18 protein-coding genes are annotated in these 20,127 nt (G+C 68.6%); 14 read left to right on the forward strand and 4 right to left on the reverse strand.

From position 1 onward, the window contains the following. Positions 1-130: 130 nt before the first annotated feature. A complete protein-coding gene (locus tag ACN8ZM_RS14515) occupies positions 131-1,306 on the reverse strand; it encodes an MFS transporter (RefSeq protein ID WP_089451239.1) in 1,176 nt (391 codons plus the stop codon). 147 nt (positions 1,307-1,453) lie between these two features. On the opposite strand from ACN8ZM_RS14515, the gene ACN8ZM_RS14520 reads away from it, so the two are divergent. From ACN8ZM_RS14520 to lnt, 8 genes are all read left to right on the forward strand, one after another. Next, complete coding sequence (locus ACN8ZM_RS14520) at positions 1,454-2,386, forward strand: LysR family transcriptional regulator (RefSeq protein ID WP_420210202.1); 933 nt, start codon at positions 1,454-1,456, stop codon at positions 2,384-2,386. 254 nt (positions 2,387-2,640) lie between these two features. Then, positions 2,641-4,014, forward strand: a complete 1,374-nt coding sequence (gene miaB, locus ACN8ZM_RS14525) for a tRNA (N6-isopentenyl adenosine(37)-C2)-methylthiotransferase MiaB (RefSeq protein ID WP_089451241.1) — start codon at positions 2,641-2,643, stop codon at positions 4,012-4,014. Between the two features lie 29 nt (positions 4,015-4,043). Then, positions 4,044-5,090, forward strand: a complete 1,047-nt coding sequence (locus ACN8ZM_RS14530) for a PhoH family protein (RefSeq protein WP_043190661.1) — start codon at positions 4,044-4,046, stop codon at positions 5,088-5,090. Between the two features lie 141 nt (positions 5,091-5,231). Continuing rightward, positions 5,232-6,008 carry an rRNA maturation RNase YbeY gene (gene ybeY, locus ACN8ZM_RS14535; protein WP_043190659.1) on the forward strand — a complete coding sequence of 259 codons (777 nt, stop codon included), beginning with the start codon at positions 5,232-5,234 and terminating at the stop codon, positions 6,006-6,008. Positions 6,009-6,020: 12 nt separating this feature from the next. Beyond that, on the forward strand, positions 6,021-6,653 hold the full coding sequence (locus tag ACN8ZM_RS14540; protein WP_089451242.1) for a gamma-glutamylcyclotransferase: 633 nt from the start codon (positions 6,021-6,023) through the stop codon (positions 6,651-6,653). Between the two features lie 70 nt (positions 6,654-6,723). After that, positions 6,724-6,873 (forward strand): hypothetical protein, encoded by a 150-nt coding sequence (locus ACN8ZM_RS14545; RefSeq protein ID WP_179258727.1) that lies wholly within the window; start codon positions 6,724-6,726, stop codon positions 6,871-6,873. A 309-nt stretch (positions 6,874-7,182) separates the two neighbouring features. Continuing rightward, positions 7,183-8,070 (forward strand): HlyC/CorC family transporter, encoded by an 888-nt coding sequence (locus tag ACN8ZM_RS14550; RefSeq protein ID WP_043190655.1) that lies wholly within the window; start codon positions 7,183-7,185, stop codon positions 8,068-8,070. Positions 8,071-8,122: 52 nt separating this feature from the next. Continuing rightward, positions 8,123-9,811 (forward strand): apolipoprotein N-acyltransferase, encoded by a 1,689-nt coding sequence (gene lnt, locus ACN8ZM_RS14555; RefSeq protein WP_420210203.1) that lies wholly within the window; start codon positions 8,123-8,125, stop codon positions 9,809-9,811. 87 nt (positions 9,812-9,898) lie between these two features. On the opposite strand, the gene ACN8ZM_RS14560 is transcribed toward lnt, so the two are convergent. Beyond that, positions 9,899-11,563: a hypothetical protein gene (locus tag ACN8ZM_RS14560; RefSeq protein ID WP_420211002.1), complete on the reverse strand. Its 1,665-nt coding sequence runs from the start codon at positions 11,561-11,563 to the stop codon at positions 9,899-9,901. A 320-nt stretch (positions 11,564-11,883) separates the two neighbouring features. Between ACN8ZM_RS14560 and glyQ the strand changes: the two genes are divergently transcribed. The 5 genes from glyQ to ACN8ZM_RS14585 are packed head-to-tail and all read left to right on the forward strand — an operon-like array spanning position 11,884 to position 17,326. Then, positions 11,884-12,888, forward strand: coding sequence for a glycine--tRNA ligase subunit alpha (gene glyQ, locus ACN8ZM_RS14565; protein ID WP_011885965.1), 1,005 nt, complete (start codon positions 11,884-11,886; stop codon positions 12,886-12,888). 22 nt (positions 12,889-12,910) lie between these two features. Next, the gene (glyS, locus tag ACN8ZM_RS14570; protein ID WP_043190650.1) at positions 12,911-15,010 is read left to right on the forward strand and encodes a glycine--tRNA ligase subunit beta; all 2,100 of its coding nucleotides are present in this window, start codon (positions 12,911-12,913) and stop codon (positions 15,008-15,010) included. Between the two features lie 10 nt (positions 15,011-15,020). Further along, a complete protein-coding gene (gene gmhB / locus ACN8ZM_RS14575; protein ID WP_043190647.1) occupies positions 15,021-15,584 on the forward strand; it encodes a D-glycero-beta-D-manno-heptose 1,7-bisphosphate 7-phosphatase in 564 nt (187 codons plus the stop codon). 43 nt (positions 15,585-15,627) lie between these two features. Beyond that, positions 15,628-16,392 carry a lysophospholipid acyltransferase family protein gene (locus tag ACN8ZM_RS14580; protein WP_043190642.1) on the forward strand — a complete coding sequence of 255 codons (765 nt, stop codon included), beginning with the start codon at positions 15,628-15,630 and terminating at the stop codon, positions 16,390-16,392. A gap of 46 nt (positions 16,393-16,438) precedes the next feature. Continuing rightward, on the forward strand, positions 16,439-17,326 hold the full coding sequence (locus tag ACN8ZM_RS14585) for a M48 family metallopeptidase (protein WP_043190777.1): 888 nt from the start codon (positions 16,439-16,441) through the stop codon (positions 17,324-17,326). Between the two features lie 108 nt (positions 17,327-17,434). Here ACN8ZM_RS14585 and gloA read toward each other — a convergent pair whose 3' ends face one another. Then, on the reverse strand, positions 17,435-17,824 hold the full coding sequence (gene gloA, locus ACN8ZM_RS14590; protein WP_043190639.1) for a lactoylglutathione lyase: 390 nt from the start codon (positions 17,822-17,824) through the stop codon (positions 17,435-17,437). Positions 17,825-18,211: 387 nt separating this feature from the next. Here gloA and ACN8ZM_RS14595 point away from each other — a divergent pair, with 387 nt between their 5' ends. After that, entirely contained in the window at positions 18,212-19,147 is a 936-nt protein-coding gene (locus ACN8ZM_RS14595; protein ID WP_043190636.1) for a DMT family transporter, read from the forward strand. A 105-nt stretch (positions 19,148-19,252) separates the two neighbouring features. On the opposite strand, the gene rsmA is transcribed toward ACN8ZM_RS14595, so the two are convergent. Beyond that, positions 19,253-20,080, reverse strand: coding sequence for a 16S rRNA (adenine(1518)-N(6)/adenine(1519)-N(6))-dimethyltransferase RsmA (gene rsmA, locus ACN8ZM_RS14600; protein ID WP_420210204.1), 828 nt, complete (start codon positions 20,078-20,080; stop codon positions 19,253-19,255). Between the last annotated feature and the right edge of the window lie 47 nt (positions 20,081-20,127).

The following is a 20,127-nucleotide window of genomic DNA, read 5'->3' on the forward strand; positions in this document are numbered from 1 at the left end:
ACGCTATCACCCGGCCCTGCACCGGCAAACGAAGTTATCTTCACACCGTTATCAGCATCGCGGAGGAATGCGTTTCTCGCGAACCTTTTCCTGCTGCTATCGCGTCGCGCAGGCGCCGCTCATTCGCCGCTCATTGCGCCGCCGGCGCCGCGCCGCGTGCCGGCCCGCGCGCATCGAGCCGCATCGCGAACCACGTGACGACGAGCGCTGCGACCGTCACCGCGACGGCGACCCACGGCAGCGCATCGAGCGCGAGGCCGCGATCCAGCGCAAAGCCGCCGAGCCACGCACCGAGCGCATTGCCGACGTTGAACGCACCGATGTTCAGCGTCGACGCGAGATGCGGCGCGCTCGCGGCCTTTTCGACCATGCGCGCCTGCAGCGGCGGCACCGTCGCGAACGCGGCGATCCCCCACGCGAACACGGTCACGGCCGCCGCGACCGGATAGTGGCTCGTCTTCGCGAACACGACCATCACCGCGATCAGTGCGACGAGGATCGCGATCAGCGACGGCATCAGCGCGCGGTCGGCGAGCTTGCCGCCCAGCGTGTTGCCGATCGTGAGCCCCGCGCCGAACAGCACGAGGATCAGCGCGACCGCGCGCGGCGAATAGCCCGACACGGACTGGAGGATCGGCGCGATGTACGTGAACACGACGAACACGCCGCCGAAGCCGAGCACCGTCATCAACAGCGCGAGCCACACCTGCGGCTCCTTCAGCACGCGCACTTCGTGGCCGAGGCCGACCGGCCCGCTGTCGTGGCGGTTCGGCACGAGCGCGGCGACGCCGCCGAGCGCCAGCACGCCGAGCGCGGCGACGATCCAGAACGACGCGCGCCAGCCGAGCAGTTGACCGACGAACGTGCCGAACGGCACGCCGAGCACGTTCGCCAGCGTGAGCCCCGTGAACATCAGCGCGATCGCGCTCGCGCGCTTGTCGGTCGGTACGAGCGATGCGGCGACCACCGCGCCGATCCCGAAGAACGACCCGTGCGCGAACGACGTGACGACGCGCGCGACCATCAGCATCGCGTAGCCGGACGCGGTCGCGCACAGCACGTTGCCGACGATGAAGATCGCCATCAGCAACTGCAGCGCGGCCTTGCGCGGCATGCGGCTCGTCAGCACCGCGAGCAGCGGCGCGCCGGCCGCGACGCCGAGCGCGTAGCCGGTCACGAGCAGCCCGGCTGACGGCAGCGACACGGCCAGATCCTGCGCGACTTCGGGCAACAGGCCCATGATGATGAATTCGGTGGTGCCGATGGCGAAGGCACTGATCGCGAGCGCCAGCAAGGGAATGGGCATGAGGTTCTCCGGGAAGCGGCGGGTGCGGCGCCCGGTCGGTGCCGCACCGCACCAAAATGCGGGATGTGCGCGCATTGTCCCGAATACGCCTATATTTGATAATTGGCGTGGCATTTGAACCATTTTCAAAAATTTCTGGAAAATCCGATGGATCGACTGGGCGATATCCGGCTGTTCGTCGAGGCTGCCGACCTGGGCAGCCTGTCGGCGGCCGGGCGCAAGCTGAACCTCACGCCGGCCGCCGCCAGCGCGCGCCTCGCGAAGCTCGAGGCGAAGGTCGCGACGCGCCTGTTCGAGCGCTCGACGCGGCAGTTGCGGCTCACCGACGAAGGCCGGCTGTACCTGAACTGCTGCCGGCAGGCGCTGCAGGCGCTCGACGACGCGGACGCGATGCTGCAGGAAGGCCGCAACGTGGTCGGCGGCAAGGTGCGGCTGTCGTCGACGTCCGACTTCGGCCGCAACCAGCTGCTCGACTGGCTCGACGAATTCACGACGCTGCACCCCGACGTCACGTTCTCGCTGACGGCGTCCGATTCCGCGTCGAACCTGTGGCAGGATGAGATCGACCTCGCGATCCGCTTCGCCGCGCCGCCCGACGGCGCGCTGATCGCCCGCCGGCTCGCCGCGAACCGGCGCGTGCTGTGCGCAGCGCCGTCGTTCGTCGAGCGGCACGGCATGCCGGCCGATCCACACGATCTGGCCTGCTTTCCGTGCAACGTGATCACGATCGCGTCGGGGCCGATGAACAGCTGGCGCTTCACGCGCGGCGACGAGGCGCAGACCCACACGGTGCCGATGTCGACCGCGTTCGAGACCAACGACGGCGGCCTCACCCGCGAATGGACGCTGCGCGGCCACGGCATTGCGCTGAAGTCGCTGTGGGACATCGCCGACGACGTCCGCGCGGGGCGGCTGCGCGTGCTGCTGCCCGACTGGCGGCACCAGGATGCGCCGCTGCACGCGATCTATCACAGCAAGCGCTACATGGCGCCGCGCGTGCGCGTGCTGCTCGACTTCCTCGCCGAACGCTTCGCGCGCGAGGAAGCCGCGCTGGAAGACCTGCTGAACGCGTGCCGCTGACGGCCGGCGCACGGCCCGGCCAGGGTCGGAACCCGACACGTACCGTCGCGCGGCCGCAACCCGCCGGGCGCTCCCGACAGCATGAAAAGCTATAATGGAAGGCTTTCCCGACGGCTTTTCATGCGCGATGCACGCGAGATGCGTGCAAGGCGGCACGCCCGCCCCTGCGCGGCGCGGCATGCGCCAGGCACGGCCGTCCCGATTCACCCTATAGACGACGCCCCCAGGTCAACCACTGCGAACGGCGAACCCCCATGACCAAGAAAGTTTACGTAAAGACCTTCGGCTGCCAGATGAACGAGTACGACTCGGACAAGATGGTGGACGTGCTGAATGCGGCCGAAGGCCTCGAAAAGACCGATACGCCGGAAGACGCGGACATCATCCTGTTCAACACGTGCTCGGTGCGTGAAAAGGCGCAGGAGAAGGTGTTCTCCGATCTCGGCCGCGTGCGCGAGCTGAAGGAAGCGAAGCCGGATCTGCTGATCGGCGTCGGCGGCTGCGTCGCGAGCCAGGAAGGCGCGTCGATCGTGTCCCGCGCACCGTACGTCGACCTGGTATTCGGCCCGCAGACCCTGCACCGCCTGCCGCAGATGATCGACGCGCGCCGCGCGAGCGGCCGCTCGCAGGTCGACATCACGTTCCCCGAAATCGAGAAGTTCGACCACCTGCCGCCCGCGCGCGTCGAGGGCCCGAGCGCGTTCGTGTCGATCATGGAAGGCTGCTCGAAATACTGCAGCTACTGCGTGGTGCCGTACACGCGCGGCGATGAAGTGTCGCGCCCGCTCGACGACGTGCTGACCGAAGTGGCCGGCCTCGCCGACCAGGGCGTGCGCGAAGTCACGCTGCTCGGCCAGAACGTGAACGCGTACCGCGGCGCGCTGACGGCCGGCTCGTCGGAAATCGCCGATTTCGCGACGCTGATCGAATACGTCGCCGACATCCCCGGCATCGAGCGGATCCGCTATACGACGTCGCACCCGAAGGAATTCACGCAGCGCCTGATCGACACCTACGCTAAGGTGCCGAAGCTCGTGAGCCACCTGCACCTGCCGGTCCAGCACGGTTCCGACCGCATCCTGATGGCGATGAAGCGCGGCTACACGGTGCTCGAATACAAGTCGGTGATCCGCAAGCTGCGCGCGATCCGCCCGGACCTGTCGCTGTCGACCGACATGATCGTCGGCTTCCCCGGCGAGACCGAGGACGATTTCGACAAGATGATGGCGCTCGTGCACGACATGAGCTACGACACCAGCTTCTCGTTCATCTACAGCCCGCGCCCCGGCACGCCGGCCGCGAACCTGCACGACGACACGCCGCGCGAAGTGAAGCTCAAACGCCTGCAACATCTGCAGGCGACCATCGAGGAAAACGTCGCGCGCATCAGCCAGTCGATGGTCGGGAAGGTCGAGCGGATCCTCGTCGAGGGCCCGTCGCGCAAGGACCCGAACGAACTCGCGGGCCGCACCGAGAACAACCGGGTCGTGAATTTCCCGGCGCCGCTCGCGTCGCACCCGCGCCTGATCGGCCAGATGATCGACGTGAAGATCAACCATGCGTATCCGCATTCGCTGCGCGGCGAGCTCCTGCTCGTCAGCGACGACGCGAGCGCGGCCACCCACTGACTGACGCTCAACAGGAACCCGACGCCACTTTGAAGCCGACCCAAGCACTGGAATTCGTCGCGCCGCGCGACGACAACGCGCGCCTCGCCAACCTCTGCGGCCCGCTCGACGAGAACCTGCGGCAGATCGAACAGGCGCTCGACGTCACGCTGTCGCGGCGCGGCCACCGGATCGCGATCCGCGGTCGCGGCGCCAAGCTCGCGCTCGCCGCGCTCGAGAACTTCTACAACCGCGCGCGCGATGCGCTGTCGGTCGACGACATCCAGCTCGCGCTGGTCGAAGTGCGCCACACGTCCGGCAACGGGCGCCAGGACACGCTCGACGTGCGCTTCCGCGGCGACCCCGACCATCCGTTCGACGACCCCATCGTTCAGCTCGACGCCAGCGAGCCGGACGAGGAGCCTGCACCGAAGCTCTACACGCGGCGCGCCGACCTGCGCGGCCGCACGCCGGCGCAGCGCGAATACCTGAAGCAGATCCTGTCGCACGACGTGACGCTCGGCGTCGGGCCGGCCGGCACCGGCAAGACCTACCTCGCGGTCGCGTGCGCGGTCGACGCGCTCGAGCGCGACCAGGTCAAGCGGATCGTGCTGACACGCCCGGCCGTCGAGGCCGGCGAGCGGCTCGGCTTCCTGCCGGGCGATCTCGCGCAGAAGGTCGACCCGTACCTGCGTCCGCTGTACGACGCGCTGTACGACCTGCTCGGCTTCGACAAGACGGCGAAGATGTTCGAGCGCCAGATGATCGAGATCGCACCGCTCGCGTACATGCGCGGCCGCACGCTGAACCACGCGTTCATCATCCTCGACGAGGCGCAGAACACGACGCCCGAACAGATGAAGATGTTCCTCACGCGGATCGGCTTCGGCTCGAAGGCGGTCGTGACCGGCGACACGAGCCAGGTCGACCTGCCGCGCGGCCACAAGAGCGGCCTCGTCGAGGCACAGCAGGTGCTCAGCGGCGTGCGCGGCATCGCGCTCACGCGCTTCACGAGCGCGGACGTCGTGCGCCATCCGCTCGTCGCGCGCATCGTCGAGGCGTACGACGAGTTCCACGCGCAGCACCAGGACGGCTGACCGGCCGGCGGCGCCTGCGCGCCGCTGGGCCTGACAGCCCGGCCCGCCAGACGGCGCGCCGGGCTTTTTTTCGCCTGCGCGAATTCGGGTGCGATCGGCCGTTTGGTGTATCCTCAACGCGTCCTAATCGCCGCACGCGTCATGAAATCCTCCCGTTCCCGCAAGTCGGGGCGCGCCCAGTCCGCCGCGCCCGCCTCCCCCCGCCTTTCGCTGTTCGATGCGAAGGGCAAGGCCCGGACCGTCAACGCGCAAGGGCTGCGAATCGACTTCCCGGATGGCCGCAGCCTGATGTTCGACCTGTCGGGCAGTTCGGGAGAAGCCGCCGTTGCGATCGTCGCGCAGCACAACGATCCGGCGATGCGCGCGAAGCTCGCGCTGCAGCCCGAGCACTACGACAGCGTGACGCTGCACGTCGGTGCCGAGCCCGCGCCGCGCGAAGACGACACCGAAGACGCGCTGCGCGAGCCGGAGCTCGACCTGTCCGTGCAGTACGGCGACGAGATCACGAGCGACGTGCGCAAGACTTGCCCAAAGCGCAAGCTGATCGCCGAATGGATCGAGCCGGCGCTGTTCGCCAGCGCGCAGCTCACCGTGCGCTTCGTCGGCGAAGAAGAAGGCCGCACGCTGAACGCCGGTTACCGCCACAAGGACTACCCGACCAACGTGCTGACCTTCGCGTACGACGCGGCGCCCGACGGCACCGTGATCGGCGACCTCGTGCTGTGCTGCCCGGTCGTCGAGAAGGAAGCGCACGATCAGGGCAAGTCGCTCACGGCCCATTACGCGCACCTGCTGGTGCATGGCGCGCTGCACGCGCAAGGCTACGACCACGAGACGAGCGACGAGGACGCGGCCGAAATGGAAGCGCTCGAAGTCGACATCCTCGCGAAGCTGGGCTTCCCGAACCCGTACCAGTAAGCCGTCCGCACGATGCGCAACGCCGCGACGCTCCCGCCCGCCTACCCGCCGTCGATCGGCGACGGGCGCCTGCTGACGGAAGACGAGCTCGCGGCCTCGCTCGCGCACACGATGCGCGACTGGGACGGCCAGCAGGATCTCTGGCTGTTCGGCTATGGCTCGCTGATCTGGAACCCGGGGTTGCCGACCATCGCCGCCGTGCGCGGCAAGGTGCACGGCTATCATCGCGGGCTCTACCTGTGGTCGCGCGTGAACCGCGGCACGCCCGAACGCCCGGGCCTCGTGCTCGCGCTCGATCGCGGCGGCTCGTGCTCGGGCATCGCGTTCCGGCTCGCCGGCCCAACCGCGCAGCCGCACCTCGAAACGTTGTGGAAGCGCGAGATGCCGATGGGTTCGTACCGGCCCGCATGGCTGCCGTGCTCGCTCGAAAACGGCGAACGCGTGAACGCGCTCGCGTTCGTGATGCGCCGCGACGCGCCGACCTATACGGGCAAGCTGTCCGATCCCATCGTGAAGGAAGTGTTCGGCTGCGCGGCCGGCCGCTACGGCACGACGCTCGACTACGTGAGCCGCACGGTCGACGCGCTGCGCGCGAGCGGCATCCCCGATCGCGCACTCGAAGGGCTGCTCGCGCGATGCCGGTGACGCGGCACGACGCCCGGCTTGCCGCCACGCGCTGCCGCGCCGGGTGCGGATTCGAACGAGGGCATGACCGATGAAACCGTCACGCTGGTCGCGCTGCAAGGTCGCCGCGCTGCTCGTCGCCGCGAGCATCGCGCTGTCCGGCTGCGGAATCCTTGGCTGCGGCGGCGCCGCGACCAACGGTGCGGCCGCCGGCGGCTGCTCGGCCGGCATGCGGTTCTGATCCACGCCCCGGCGGCCAAGCCCGCGTGCGGCAGAATGCCGCCGCTGGCCGCGTCGGCCGGCCGCTTTCCCGCGTCACGGTTCCCGGCCCCTTCCGCACCCGTTTTTTGCCGCCGCTGCCCCGCCGGCCTTTTCTGAGATAGGATGGAACCGAGGACGATGTCGCGCCCGGCGCGACCGTTCCCGAGCGGGGCCCGCGCGCGCTGCCCACCCTGGCCGTGCGGCCGGTGTGACACGGTCGCGTCGTGCCCTTGGTGTATCCTTGCCTACTCCGTGACAGCGCGCTCCGGCATGACCCGGGCGCACCACCATGAACGATTCGTATCCCAGTCGTAAGTCAACCGACAAACCGCAAGAAAAGCGCTCGCTCCTCGAGCGCCTGACCGACTTCATCTCGCCCGAGCCCGAATCCCGCGGCGAGCTGCTGGAAATCCTCCAGGACGCCCACGAACGCAACCTGATCGACGCCGATTCGCTGTCGATGATCGAAGGCGTGTTCCAGGTGTCCGACCTGTGCGCGCGCGACATCATGGTGCCGCGCGCCCAGATGGACGCGATCAACATCGCGGACAAGCCCGAAGATTTCATTCCGTTCGTCCTCGAGAAGGCGCACTCGCGCTACCCCGTGTACGAGGAGAACCGCGACAACGTCATTGGCGTGCTGCTCGCGAAGGATCTGCTGCGTTTCTATGCCGAAGAGGAATTCGACGTGCGCGGGATGCTGCGCCCGGCCGTGTTCATTCCCGAATCGAAGCGCCTGAACGTGCTGCTGCACGACTTCCGCGTGAACCGCAACCACCTCGCGATCGTCGTCGACGAGTACGGCGGTGTCGCGGGCCTGATCACGATCGAGGACGTGCTCGAGCAGATCGTCGGCGACATCGAGGACGAATACGATTTCGACGAGGAAGCCGGCAACATCATCTCGGGGCCCGATGGCCGCTACCGCGTGCGCGCGCTCACCGAGATCGAACAGTTCAACGAGACGTTCGGCACCGATTTCCCCGACGACGAAGTCGACACGATCGGCGGGCTGATCACGCATCATTTCGGCCGCGTCCCGCATCGCGGCGAGAAGCTGCAGCTCGGCAACCTCGTGTTCGAGATCCAGCGCGGCGATGCGCGCCAGGTTCACGTACTGCTGGTGCGCCGCAACCCGCTCGCCAGCCGTCGCGCCGAAACCTCGCACGAGGACTGACCGTCGCGCGCCAGCCGCGCGTTCCACAACCGCTCGCCCACTTTCGCTTCACATGGACGATCCGATCCTGTCCCGCCCGGCTGGCGGCCTGCTCGCGCCGACACCCGGCCGCGCGCTGCCGCGCTGGCACTACCCGGCCGCGCTGCTTGCCGGCGCGGCCAATACGCTCAGCTTCGCACCGACGCCGCATGGCGGCTGGCTGCAACTCGTCGTATTCGTCTGGTTTTTCGCGCAGCTCACGCGCACCGCGAGCTGGCGCAGCGCCGCGCTCACCGGCGGCGCGTTCGGCTTCGGCAACTTCATCACCGGCATCTGGTGGCTCTACATCAGCATGCACGTGTACGGCGAGATGGCCGCGCCGCTCGCGGGCGGCGCGCTCGTGCTGTTCTCGCTGTACCTGTCGCTGTACCCGGCGTTCTCCGCCGGGCTGTGGTCGTTCTGCGCGGGCCATGCGTGGCATCGCCGCACGCGCGACCCGCGGCCGTTCTCGCCGACCTGGCATGGCGCATTCGCGTTCGCGAGCGCCTGGGCACTCGGCGAATGGCTGCGCGGCACCGTCCTCACCGGCTTCCCGTGGCTCGCCAGCGGCTATCCGCAGGTCGACGGCCCGTTCGCGGGCTTCGCGCCGGTTGCCGGCGTGTACGGGATCGCGTGGGTGCTCGCGCTGTTCGCCGCGCTCGTCGTGCAGGCGCTCGCCGCCGCCCGGCCGTCGCCGCTCGCCGAACCCCGTGCCGGCAATGCGCGCGTGCGCATCGCCGCGCCGGCCGGCATCGCGCTCGCGCTGATCGCGGCCGGCCTCGGCCTGTCGCAGGTCACGTGGACCGTGCCCGCGAACGCGCCGCTCACCGTGCGGCTGCTGCAGGGCAACGTGAAGCAGGACATCAAGTTCGAGGAAGCGGGCATCGACGCGGCGATCAAGATGTACACGCAGATGATCATCGAGAAGCCCGCCGACCTGATCGTCACGCCCGAAACCGCGATCGCGGTGATGATCCAGGAGCTGCCCGAGCCGTTCGCCGTCGCGATCCGCAAGTTCAGCGACACGACGGGCTCGGCCGTGCTGTTCGGCGCGGTCGGCGCATCGGTGACCGAGGACGGCCACTACGTCGACTATACGAACAGCCTGTACGGCGTGACGCCGAATTCGCGCGACATCTATCACTACGACAAGCACCACCTCGTGCCCTTCGGCGAATTCATCCCGTGGGGCTTCCGGTGGTTCGTCGACCTGATGAAGATGCCGCTCGGCGACTTCGCGCGCGGCGCGCCCGTGCAGAAGCCGTTCCTGGTGCACAACCAGCCCGTGATGGCCGACATCTGCTACGAGGACTTGTTCGGCGAGGAAATCGCCGCGACGATCCGCGACAACCCGCAGCCGCCGGGCGTGCTCGTCAACGTGACGAACCTCGCGTGGTTCGGCGACACGATCGCGCTCGACCAGCACCTGCAGATCGCGCGGATGCGCTCGCTCGAGACGGGCCGGCCGATGCTGCGCTCGACCAACACGGGGATGACCGCCGCGATCGACGCGCACGGCCGCGTGCTCGGCCAGCTGAAGCCGTTCACGATCGGCTCGCTCGACGTGCGGATCGAAGGCACGAGCGGCTTCACGCCTTACGTGACGAGCGGCAACAACATCGTGCTCGCGGTGTCGCTCGTGCTGCTCGCGTTCGGCTTCACGTTCGGCCCCGGCCTGCGCCGGCGCAACGGCCGGAAGAACGGCGACAGCCAGCCGAAGTGACGCGACGGGCGGCCGCTGCGCAATGCGTGGCGGCCGCCGCCAATGCAACATGCAACAGCGGCCCGTGGCCGCGAACCGGCCGGCCGCTCAGCCCTGCCGGGCCGACTCCGTCGACCCTGCCGATTGAACCGGCTGCGCGGCCAGACGCCGCAAGTCGCGGCTCACCGCCTCCATCACCGGCGCCCATGCGCCGAACGCCGGTTGCCGGTACAGCGTCGCGGTCGGATACCACGGGCTGTCCTGGCGTTCGAGCAGCCACGGCCAGTGCGGATTCACGTCGAGCAGCACCCAGGTGTGCGCGCCGAGCGCGCCCGACAGGTGCGCGACCGACGTGCAGACGGTGATCACGAGATCCAGCGCGCCGATGAACGCGGCCGTGTCGTCGAAGCTCGTCAGTTCCGCCGTGAGATCCTCGATCGCGAAGCCCGCCGCGCGCGCCGCCGCGACATCCGCGCCCGCCCCCGGCTGCAGCGAATAAAACGCGACGTCGTCGATCCCGCGGAACGCGTCGGCATAGCGTTCGAGCCCGACGCGCCGGTACGGATTGCGCTGGTGCCCGGCGCTGCCCGTCCACACGAGCCCGACCTTCAGCCGGCGGTCGCCCGCCAGCCGCGCGTGCCACGCGTCGCGCGCGGACGGATCGGCCCGCAGGTACGGCACCGACGACGCGAGCGTCGACGCTTCCATGCCGAGCATCAGCGGCAGGCCGATCAGCGGTACTTCGTAATCGAACGCGGGCAGCACGTCGACGGCACCGCCCGCGCTGAACGCATCCGCATGCGCGCCGAGGCTGCGCTGCATCAGCGTGCCCACCAGCGGGAACGTATTCCAGATGAGCCGGCCGCCCTCGCGATGCACGCGCTCGGCGAGCGGCGCGACGAAGCGGCAGAACTGCAGCACGTCGCCGAGCCCCTGCTCGCCCCACACCAGCAGCGTCTTGCCGGCGAGCGGCTCGCCCTGCCAGCGCGGGCCCGGCAGCGCCGGCCGGCGGCCGCGCAACTCGCCCGCGCCGTCCCAGCGCGCCTCGTGGCCGCGCCAGCCGGCCGCGAAGTTGCCGCGCACGAGCTGGATGATCGCGAGGTTGAAACGGTACGACGCGTCGTCGGGCGCCAGCTCGCACGCGCGCACCGCGTAACGTTCGGCGTCGTCCCAGCGCTGCGCCTCCTTCATCGCCAGCGCGACGTTGTTCATCGCGAGCGCGTTGTCCGGCGCGAGCTCGACAAGCCGCGCGCCGCACGCGAGCGCGCCGTCCAGGTCGTGCGTCGCGAGCCGCGCGACCACGAGGTTGATCCACGCCTGCACGTCGCGCGGATCGGCCTGCACGGCTGCTTCGAGCAGCGCGATCTCCTCCGCGCGGTCGCTGCCCGACAGCCGCAGCGCGATCGCGAGGTTGTTGCGCAGCGATGGCCGCTCGGCATCGAGCGCCAGCGCCGCGCGGTACGGCGCCACGGCGTCCGCGTGACGGCCCGCCATCTGCAGCGCGTAGCCGTGATTGAAATACGCGGTGGCACCCGGTTGCATGCGCGCCGCGCATTCGGCAAGCGCGACCGCGTCGGCCGTGCGCTGCCGCGCGATGAGCGCGCCGGTGAGCTGCGCGAGCGCATCGGGCTCGACCGCATGCAGGTGCGCGGCGGCGGCGAGCCACAGATCGTGCACGGCGCGCTCGCCGCGCGCCTGCGCATCGATGGCCTGCCCGAGCAGCGCGAGGAAGGGCGGAAGCAGCGGAATGAGGATGTCGGTCGGTTCGTCCATGCGATCGGGATCGGCAAGCAGTGACGCAGCACGCATCGCGCGCACCGCAATACGCGCATCTTAACGCCCGCTCGAAGCCGCGCAGCACCCGCGTCGCCCATGCCGCGCGCGGCCGTCCGGCGCGCACCGGTCACGCCCGCACAGGCCGCCCGGACGGGGCCGACGGTGCGCCCGCCCGCGTTCCGGCCGCATCCGCCCGCCGATCCGGTAAAATTACGCGTTTCAGCACACTAACAAGCCGCGCCGCCGCGCGAGCCGACCCTCCGGGCCCCGCCCGGAGCGCCGCCCGCAACGGAGCGCCAGCGCCACGAAGGCTCTTCATGCTTACGTTTCAGCAAATCATCCTGACGCTGCAGTCCTACTGGGACAAGCAGGGTTGCGCCCTGCTCCAGCCCATCGACATGGAAGTCGGCGCAGGCACGTCGCACGTCCACACGTTCCTGCGCGCGGTCGGCCCCGAGCCGTGGCGCGCCGCGTACGTGCAGCCGTCGCGCCGCCCGAAGGACGGCCGCTACGGCGAGAACCCGAACCGCCTGCAGCACTACTACCAGTACCAGGTCGTGCTCAAGCCGGCGCCGGAAAACATCCTCGACCTGTACCTCGGCTCGCTCGAGGCACTCGGCTTCGACCTGCAGCAGAACGACGTGCGCTTCGTCGAGGACGACTGGGAAAACCCGACGCTCGGCGCGTGGGGCCTCGGCTGGGAAGTGTGGCTGAACGGGATGGAAGTCACGCAGTTCACGTATTTCCAGCAGGTCGGCGGCCTCGACTGCAAGCCGGTGCTCGGCGAGATCACCTACGGTCTCGAACGCCTCGCGATGTATCTGCAGAAGGTCGAGAACGTGTACGACCTGGTATGGACGGAGTGGGAAGAGCAAGGCCCGAACGGCCCCGAGCTGCGCCGCCTGTCGTATGGCGACGTCTACCACCAGAACGAGGTCGAGCAGTCGACCTACAACTTCGAGCACGCGAACGTCGACCTGCTGTTCACGTTCTTCAACAGCTACGAAGCGGAAGCGAAGAAGATGATCGACGCGCAGCTCGCGCTGCCCGCGTACGAACTCGTGCTGAAGGCCGGCCACACGTTCAACCTGCTCGACGCGCGCGGCGCGATCTCGGTCACCGAACGCGCGGCGTACATCGGCCGCATCCGCGCGCTGTCGCGTCTCGTCGCGCAGGCTTACTACGACTCGCGCGAGAAGCTCGGCTTCCCGATGCTCGGCAACCCGCCGGGCGTGCCCGGCCTCACCACCGACGCCCAGGATGCCGCCCAGCCGGCATGGGCGCCGCCGCTCAAGGTCGAACGCAAGATCGATCAGGACTGACGAGACGAGATTCACTCCAATCATGACGCACAATCATCCCGCCCCCCTGCTCGTCGAACTGCTGACCGAAGAGCTGCCGCCGAAGGCCCTCGCGCGCCTCGGCGACGCATTCGCCGAAGGTCTCGCGCAACGCCTCGCGGCACGCGACCTCGTCGAAGGCGAACTCGTGTTCGAACGCTACGCCACGCCGCGCCGCCTCGCCGTCGTCGTGCATAACGTGCGCGCCGTCGCCCCTGAAAAGCAGGTCCGCGAAAAGGTCCTGCCCGTGTCGGTCGCGCTCGACGCCGAAGGCAAGCCGACCGCCCCGCTCGCGAAGAAGCTCGCGGCGCTCGGCCACCCGAACCTGTCGATCGCCGATCTCGAGCGCGCCCAGGACGGCAAGGCCGAAGCGTTCTTCCTCAACTATTCTGCAGCCGGCGCGACGCTCGCCGACGGCCTGCAGGCCGCGCTCGACGAAACGCTCGAGAAGCTGCCGATCCCGAAGGTAATGACCTACCAGCGCCCGGACGGCTCCGACGTGAAGTTCGTGCGCCCGGTGCATCGCCTGACGGTGCTGCACGACGATCGCATCGTGCCCGTCACCGCATTCGGCGTCGACGCCGGCGATACCACGCTCGGCCACCGCTTCCTGTCCGACGGCCTCGTCGCGATCCAGCATGCGCGCGCGTACGCCGACACGCTGCGCGACAAGGGCCGCGTGATCGCGCACTTCGCCGATCGCCGCGAAACGATCCGCACGCAGTTGAACGAGCATGCGAACGGCGACACCGTCGTGATGCCCGAATCGCTGCTCGACGAAGTGACGTCGCTGGTCGAATGGCCGGTCGTCTACCCGTGCCGCTTCGAGGACGAATTCCTGCAGGTCCCGCAGGAATGCCTGATCCTCACGATGCAGACGAACCAGAAGTATTTCGCGCTGACCGACGTCGCCGGCAAGCTGCGCTCGCGCTTCCTGATCGTGTCGAACATCGAGACGAAGACGCCGGGCGAGATCATCGAAGGCAACGAGCGCGTCGTGCGCCCGCGCCTCGCCGATGCAAAATTCTTCTTCGAGCAGGACAAGAAGAAGCCACTCGCCGACCGCGTGCCGCAACTCGCGAACGTCGTGTATCACAACAAGCTCGGCTCGGCGCTCGCGCGCGTCGAGCGCCTCGAAGCGCTGGCCGGCGAGATCGCACCCGCGATCGGCGCCGACGCCACGCTCGCGAAGCGCGCCGCGCGTCTCGCGAAGGCCGACCTGCTGACCGACATGGTCGGCGAGTTCCCGGAGCTGCAGGGCACGATGGGCACGTACTACGCGCGCCACGACGGCGAAGCCGACGACGTCGCGCTCGCCTGTGCCGAGCACTACCAGCCGCGCTTCTCCGGCGACGCACTGCCGACCACGCCCGTGTCGACCGCGGTTGCGCTGGCCGACAAGCTCGAGACGATCGTCGGCATCTGGGGCATCGGCCTCGCGCCGACCGGCGAGAAGGATCCGTTCGCGCTGCGCCGCCATGCGCTCGGCGTGCTGCGCCTGCTGCTCGAGAAGCAGCTGCCGCTCGACCTCGTGTCGCTGCTGCGCACGGCCCACGCGCGCTTCGAAGGCGTGGCCGGGGTCGCCGAATCGACCGATGCGATCTTCGCGTTCTTCATGGATCGCCTGCGCGGCCTGCTGCGCGAGCGCGGCTATTCGGCCGGCGAAATCGACGCGGTGCTGAGCCTGAACCCGACGCGCGTCGACGATCTCGTCGCGCGCCTCGACGCGGTGCGCGAATTCACGCGCCTCGCGGAAGCCGAAGCGCTCGCGGCCGCGAACAAGCGGATCTCGAACATCCTGAAGAAGTCGGAAGGCGGCGCGAACGGCACGGTGCAGCCGACGCTGCTCGTCGAAGCGGCCGAGAAGGCGCTGCACGAACAGCTCGCGGCCGTGACGCCGCACGTGCAGTCGCAGCTCGAAGCGCGTGCGTACACGGGCGCGCTGTCGGCGCTCGCCGCGCTGCGCGCGCCGGTCGACACGTTCTTCAACGACGTGATGGTCAACGCGGAAGATCCGGCGCTGCGCGCGAACCGCCTCGCGCTGCTGTTCGCGCTGCACCAGCAGATGAACTGCGTCGCCGACATCTCGAAGCTCGCCGCATAAGGGCCGCACGATGCCGATCAGCCCCAACCGAAAGCTCGTCGTCCTCGATCGGGACGGCGTGATCAACGTCGATTCGGATGCGTTCATCAAGACGCCCGACGAATGGATCGCGCTGCCCGGCGCCCTCGAGGCGATCGCCCGGCTCAACCACGCGGGGTATCGCGTGGTGGTCGCGACCAACCAGTCCGGCATCGGTCGCGGGCTGTTCGACATGGCCACGCTCAACGCGATGCATCTGAAGATGCATCGCGCGGCGGCCGCGGTTGGCGCACGTATCGACGCGGTGTTCTTCTGCCCGCACACGGCCGAGGATCACTGCGACTGCCGCAAGCCGAAACCCGGCATGATGCAGATGATCGCCGAGCGCTTCGAGATCGATCCCGATCACACGCCGGTCGTCGGCGATTCGCTGCGCGACCTGCAGGCCGGCGTCGCGGTCGGCTTCCGGCCGCACCTCGTGCTCACCGGCAAGGGCAAGAAGACGCTCGCCGCCGGCAACCTGCCGCCCGGCACGAAGGTCCACGACGACTTGCGCGCGTTCGCGCTCGATTTCCTTTCACACGAACACGAGTGATGCAGCCGCCGCGCGCATCCTCCCTAACGCCAGACTTACGCCGATGCGCTTCGTCCGCTCCCTGCTGCTGCTGATCTACTTCGTCCTGTACACGGTGCCGTACGCCACCGCGTGCTTCATCGCCTTTCCGTTCATGCGCCCCGACGCGCGCTACTGGATGGCGGCCGGCTGGTGCAAGTCGACGCTGTGGGTCGTGCGCTGGCTGAACGGCATCCGCTACCGGATCGAAGGGTACGAGAACCTGCCCGACGGCCCGGCCGTGCTGCTGTCGAAGCACCAGTCCGCATGGGAGACGCTTGCGTTTCCGGCGCTGATGCCGCGGCCGCTCTGCTACGTGTTCAAGCGCGAGCTGCTGTACGTGCCGTTCTTCGGCTGGGCGCTCGGGCTGCTGCACATGGTCAACATCAACCGCAAGGAAGGCAAGAACGCGTTCGTTTCGGTGATCCGCCAGGGCAAGAAGCGCCTGTCGGAAGGCGCCTGGATGATCATGTTCCCGGAAGGCACGCGCACGCCGGTCGGCAAGCAGGGCAAGTACAAGACGGGCGGCGCGCGCTTCGCGATCGAAACCGGCGCCCCCGTCGTGCCGATCGCGCACAACGCAGGCCGCGTGTGGCCGCGCAACTCGTTCACGAAATTCCCGGGCGTCGTCACCGTGTCGATCGGCAAGCCGATCCCCAGCGAGGGGCTGACGCCCGATGCATTGAACTCGCAGGTCGAAGCATGGATCGAAGCGGAAATGCGCCGGATCGATCCGGATTCGTATCGCCAGGCGGACAATGCCGGCGCGCGCGATGCCGCGCGTGCCTGACGCCCGCAGGTTGCAGCCGTTGCGTACGACAAAAAGAAGCGAACTGATGAAACAGCGTCCGCGGCCACGGCCTGCCGTCGTGGCCCTCGATCATCGCCAGATGGACCTGCCGCTCTTCGACGGGCCGGCCGCCGCACCGTCGGCGCCCGCCACGCCGCCGGCGCCGCCCGCCGCGGCACCCGCCGCGCCCCTCGATCCGGGCCCGGCACCCGACCGCTCGCGCGTGCGGACGTTCGCACTCGACAGCCGCGTGCTCGAATACCGCCTCAAACGCTCCGCGCGCCGCACGATCGGCTTCACGATCGACGGCAGCGGACTGTCGATCACCGCGCCGCGCTGGGTCACGCTCGCTGACATCGAAGCGGCGATCGCCGAGAAACAACGCTGGATCTTCGCGAAGCTCGCGGAGTGGAAGACGCGCACCGAGCAGCGCGCGTTGCCGCAGATCGACTGGCGCGACGGCGCGCAACTTCCCTATCTCGGCAAGACGGTGACGATCGCGCTCGGCGCGGGCGCCGTCGCGTTCGATGGCGACGCGCTGCGGCTCTCGCTGCCGCTGCCCGTGCAGGCCGACATGCAGCAGATCAAGGATCGCGTGCAGGGCTGGCTGCAGGGCGAAGCCAAGCGGATCTTCGGGGAACGCCTCGCGGTCTATGCAGAGAAGCTCGGTGTCACGTATTCGATGTACGCGCTGTCGTCGGCCGCGACGCGCTGGGGCAGCTGCTCGAGCGACGGCAAGATCCGCCTGAACTGGCGGCTGATCCATTTCCCGATGTCGATCATCGACTACGTCGTCGCGCACGAGTTGTCGCACCTGCGCGAGATGAACCACAGCCCGGCCTTCTGGCAGACCGTCGAATCGATCTTCCCCGAGTTCCGCGAAGCGCGGCACACGCTCAAGCATCACCCGCCCGAACTGCTGCCGTCGCTTTGACGCGCACGGCTGCGCCGCCAACGAAAAAGGGCGATGCGGGTCACCCCGCATCGCCCTTTTTTGCGGCCGCGGCGCACATCGCGCGCCGCAGCCCGGTTCATCCGGCGCTCAGTGCGCCTTCTTCTGGATGAACTCGATCTTGTAGCCGTCCGGATCCTCGACGAACGCGATCACGGTCGTGCCGTGCTTCATCGGGCCCGCTTCGCGCGTGACCTTGCCGCCTTGCGCCTTGATCTTGTCGCAAGCCGCGTATGCGTCGTCGACTTCCAGCGCGAGGTGGCCGAAACCCGTGCCGAGGTCGTACGACGGGGTGTCCCAGTTGTGGGTCAGTTCGATCACCGTGTTGTCGCTTTCATCGCCGTAGCCGACGAATGCGAGCGTGAACTTGCCTTCCGGATAGTCGTCGCGGCGCAGCACCTTCATGCCGAGCAATTCGGTGTAGAACTTGATCGAGCGGTCGAGATCGCCGACTCGCAGCATCGTATGCAGCAATCGCATGGGTTGTACTCCTGTGGGGACTTTCCAGAACCGGGAACTCTACCAGAGTCGGGTAGATTTCGCCGGGGGCGCCTAGCCGGGGGCGCCTAGCCGGGGACGGCCAAGGTCAGGGGCGCCAGGCCGGAGCGCGGCCGAACCAGCTCATCGATACCGATCGGCGCGAGCACAACGGCGGAAAACGGCACGATCCGGCTCGCCCGGCTACAGCGCCGATCGGGTAACATCCTTCCACCTCGCACCAAAAGCGGGCATGCGACCTATCGCCCGAACGCGACCACCCACGCTTCCCTACCCCGACACTGCCGTGCGAAACCGCCGATTCGAGCGCGCCGGATGCGCCGCCCTCCCGATCTCGCTGCCGCCGTCCCGAACCGGCGAGGTTCGCCGATGACCACGCTCGCCGCTGCCCCCGTGCGCCGCGCGCTCGATACGCGCGCCGTCGGCCTGATGCTGCTGCTGTGCGCGATCTGGGGCTTCCAGCAGGTCGCGATCAAGAGCACGAACGCGGCGATTGCACCGATGTTCCAGGCCGGGCTGCGCTCGGTGATCGCGGCGGTGCTGCTATGGGGCTGGGCCCGCTCGCGCGGTACGCCGCTGTTCCAGGCCGATGGCACGTTCGGCCCAGGCCTCGCGGCCGGTGCGCTGTTCGCCGGCGAATTCATCTGCGTGTTCTTCGGGCTGACGCTGACGAGCGCGTCGCACATGGCGATCTTCCTGTACACGGCGCCGTGCTTCACCGCGCTGGGCCTGCACCTGTTCGCACCCGGCGAACGGCTGCAGCGCACGCAGTGGGCCGGCGTCGGCCTCGCCTTTGCCGGCATCGCGCTCGCGTTCGCGGACGGCTTCCTGAAGCCGCGCGCACCCGGTGCATCGGTGCTGGCCGGGCTCGCCGGCGACGCGCTCGGGATACTCGGCGGTGCGATGTGGGCCGCGACGACGGTCGTCGTGCGCTCGACGACGCTCGCGCGGGCAAGCGCGAGCAAGACGCTGTTCTATCAGCTCGCGGTGTCGGCGGTCGTGCTGGTCGCGCTGGCCGCGCTGTTCGGCCAGGTGTCGTTCGCGCGCGTCACGCCGGTCGCGATGGCAAGCCTCGCGTACCAGTCGGTGATCGTTGCGTTCGTCAGCTACCTGTCGTGGTTCTGGCTGCTGACGCGCTACAGCGCGTCGCGGCTGTCCGTCTTCACGTTCCTGTCGCCGCTGTTCGGCGTCGCGTTCGGCGTGCTGCTGCTCGGCGAATCGGTCGGCTGGCGCTTCATGTCCGCGGCCGCGCTCGTGCTGACCGGCATCGCACTCGTCAACGCGCCGCCGCGCAGGCGGGCATGACGACCCCGCGCAACACCCGCGCGTCCACGCGATAAAAAAGGCTGCCCCGCAGGGCAGCCTTTTTTATCCATCCGGGCCGGCTCGCGTGACCGGCGTTGACCCGCGTCAACCGGCCTTGCGCACCGCCGCGAGCGCCTGCGCGACGCCGACGTATTCGGCCACGCTCACGTCCTCCGCGCGGCGCGCGAGATCGAAGCCGAGCGCATCGAAATCGATCGTCTCGCGATAGTCGCCGAGCGTATTGCGCAGCATCTTGCGGCGCTGCGAGAACGCAGCGGTGACGACTTCGCCCAACAGCACGGGATCGACGTCCGGCAGTTCATGCGGCTCGTACGGAATCATCCGGACGATCGCCGAATCGACCTTCGGCGGCGGCTGGAACGATTCCGGCGGCACGTCGAGCATCTTTTCCATCACGTAGCGGTACTGCAGCATCACCGACAGACGCGAAAACGCCTTCGTGCCCGGCTCCGCGACCATCCGCTCGACGACTTCGTTCTGCAGCATGAAGTGCTGGTCGATGACTGCGTCGGCGAACGTCATCAGGTGAAACAGCAGCGGGCTCGAAATGTTGTACGGCAGGTTGCCGACGATCCGCAGCGACGGCTTGTCGCCGGGCGCCGCGAGCGAACGGAAATCGAACGCGAGCGCGTCGCCCGCGTGCAGTTCGAGCAGCGGGCCGAAGCGTTGTTGCAGGCGCCCGATCAGGTCGCGGTCGAGCTCGACCGCATGCAGCGGCAACTCGGGCGTCGCGAGGCGCTGGATCAGCGGCTCGGTCAGCGCGCCGAGCCCGGGGCCGATCTCGACCATGCGCTGGCCGCGCGCGGGGCCGATCGTCGAGACGATCGAATCGATCACGCCGTGATCGACGAGGAAGTTCTGCCCGAAGCGCTTGCGCGCGAAGTGGCCTTGGTGCTGTCTGCTGTTCGACATCGACTGAGTAAAACGAAAAATACGACGAATGAGGTGAAGCCGGGCCG

The sequence above is a fragment of the Burkholderia aenigmatica genome (assembly GCF_048627025.1).
GTDB classification, from domain to species: Bacteria; Pseudomonadota; Gammaproteobacteria; order Burkholderiales; family Burkholderiaceae; genus Burkholderia; species Burkholderia aenigmatica.

Excerpts from the sequence above, each read along its gene's own strand:
- ACN8ZM_RS14515 (WP_089451239.1), bottom strand. The coding sequence starts at position 1,306 with ATGCCCATTCCCTTGCTGGCGCTCGCGATCAGTGCCTTCGCCATCGGC.
- ACN8ZM_RS14520 (WP_420210202.1), top strand. The coding sequence starts at position 1,454 with ATGGATCGACTGGGCGATATCCGGCTGTTCGTCGAGGCTGCCGACCTG.
- miaB (WP_089451241.1), top strand. The coding sequence starts at position 2,641 with ATGACCAAGAAAGTTTACGTAAAGACCTTCGGCTGCCAGATGAACGAG.
- ybeY (WP_043190659.1), top strand. The coding sequence starts at position 5,232 with ATGAAATCCTCCCGTTCCCGCAAGTCGGGGCGCGCCCAGTCCGCCGCG.
- ACN8ZM_RS14540 (WP_089451242.1), top strand. The coding sequence starts at position 6,021 with ATGCGCAACGCCGCGACGCTCCCGCCCGCCTACCCGCCGTCGATCGGC.
- ACN8ZM_RS14545 (WP_179258727.1), top strand. The coding sequence starts at position 6,724 with ATGAAACCGTCACGCTGGTCGCGCTGCAAGGTCGCCGCGCTGCTCGTC.
- ACN8ZM_RS14550 (WP_043190655.1), top strand. The coding sequence starts at position 7,183 with ATGAACGATTCGTATCCCAGTCGTAAGTCAACCGACAAACCGCAAGAA.
- lnt (WP_420210203.1), top strand. The coding sequence starts at position 8,123 with ATGGACGATCCGATCCTGTCCCGCCCGGCTGGCGGCCTGCTCGCGCCG.
- ACN8ZM_RS14560 (WP_420211002.1), bottom strand. The coding sequence starts at position 11,563 with ATGGACGAACCGACCGACATCCTCATTCCGCTGCTTCCGCCCTTCCTC.
- glyQ (WP_011885965.1), top strand. The coding sequence starts at position 11,884 with ATGCTTACGTTTCAGCAAATCATCCTGACGCTGCAGTCCTACTGGGAC.
- glyS (WP_043190650.1), top strand. The coding sequence starts at position 12,911 with ATGACGCACAATCATCCCGCCCCCCTGCTCGTCGAACTGCTGACCGAA.
- gmhB (WP_043190647.1), top strand. The coding sequence starts at position 15,021 with ATGCCGATCAGCCCCAACCGAAAGCTCGTCGTCCTCGATCGGGACGGC.
- ACN8ZM_RS14580 (WP_043190642.1), top strand. The coding sequence starts at position 15,628 with ATGCGCTTCGTCCGCTCCCTGCTGCTGCTGATCTACTTCGTCCTGTAC.
- ACN8ZM_RS14585 (WP_043190777.1), top strand. The coding sequence starts at position 16,439 with ATGAAACAGCGTCCGCGGCCACGGCCTGCCGTCGTGGCCCTCGATCAT.
- gloA (WP_043190639.1), bottom strand. The coding sequence starts at position 17,824 with ATGCGATTGCTGCATACGATGCTGCGAGTCGGCGATCTCGACCGCTCG.
- ACN8ZM_RS14595 (WP_043190636.1), top strand. The coding sequence starts at position 18,212 with ATGACCACGCTCGCCGCTGCCCCCGTGCGCCGCGCGCTCGATACGCGC.
- rsmA (WP_420210204.1), bottom strand. The coding sequence starts at position 20,080 with ATGTCGAACAGCAGACAGCACCAAGGCCACTTCGCGCGCAAGCGCTTC.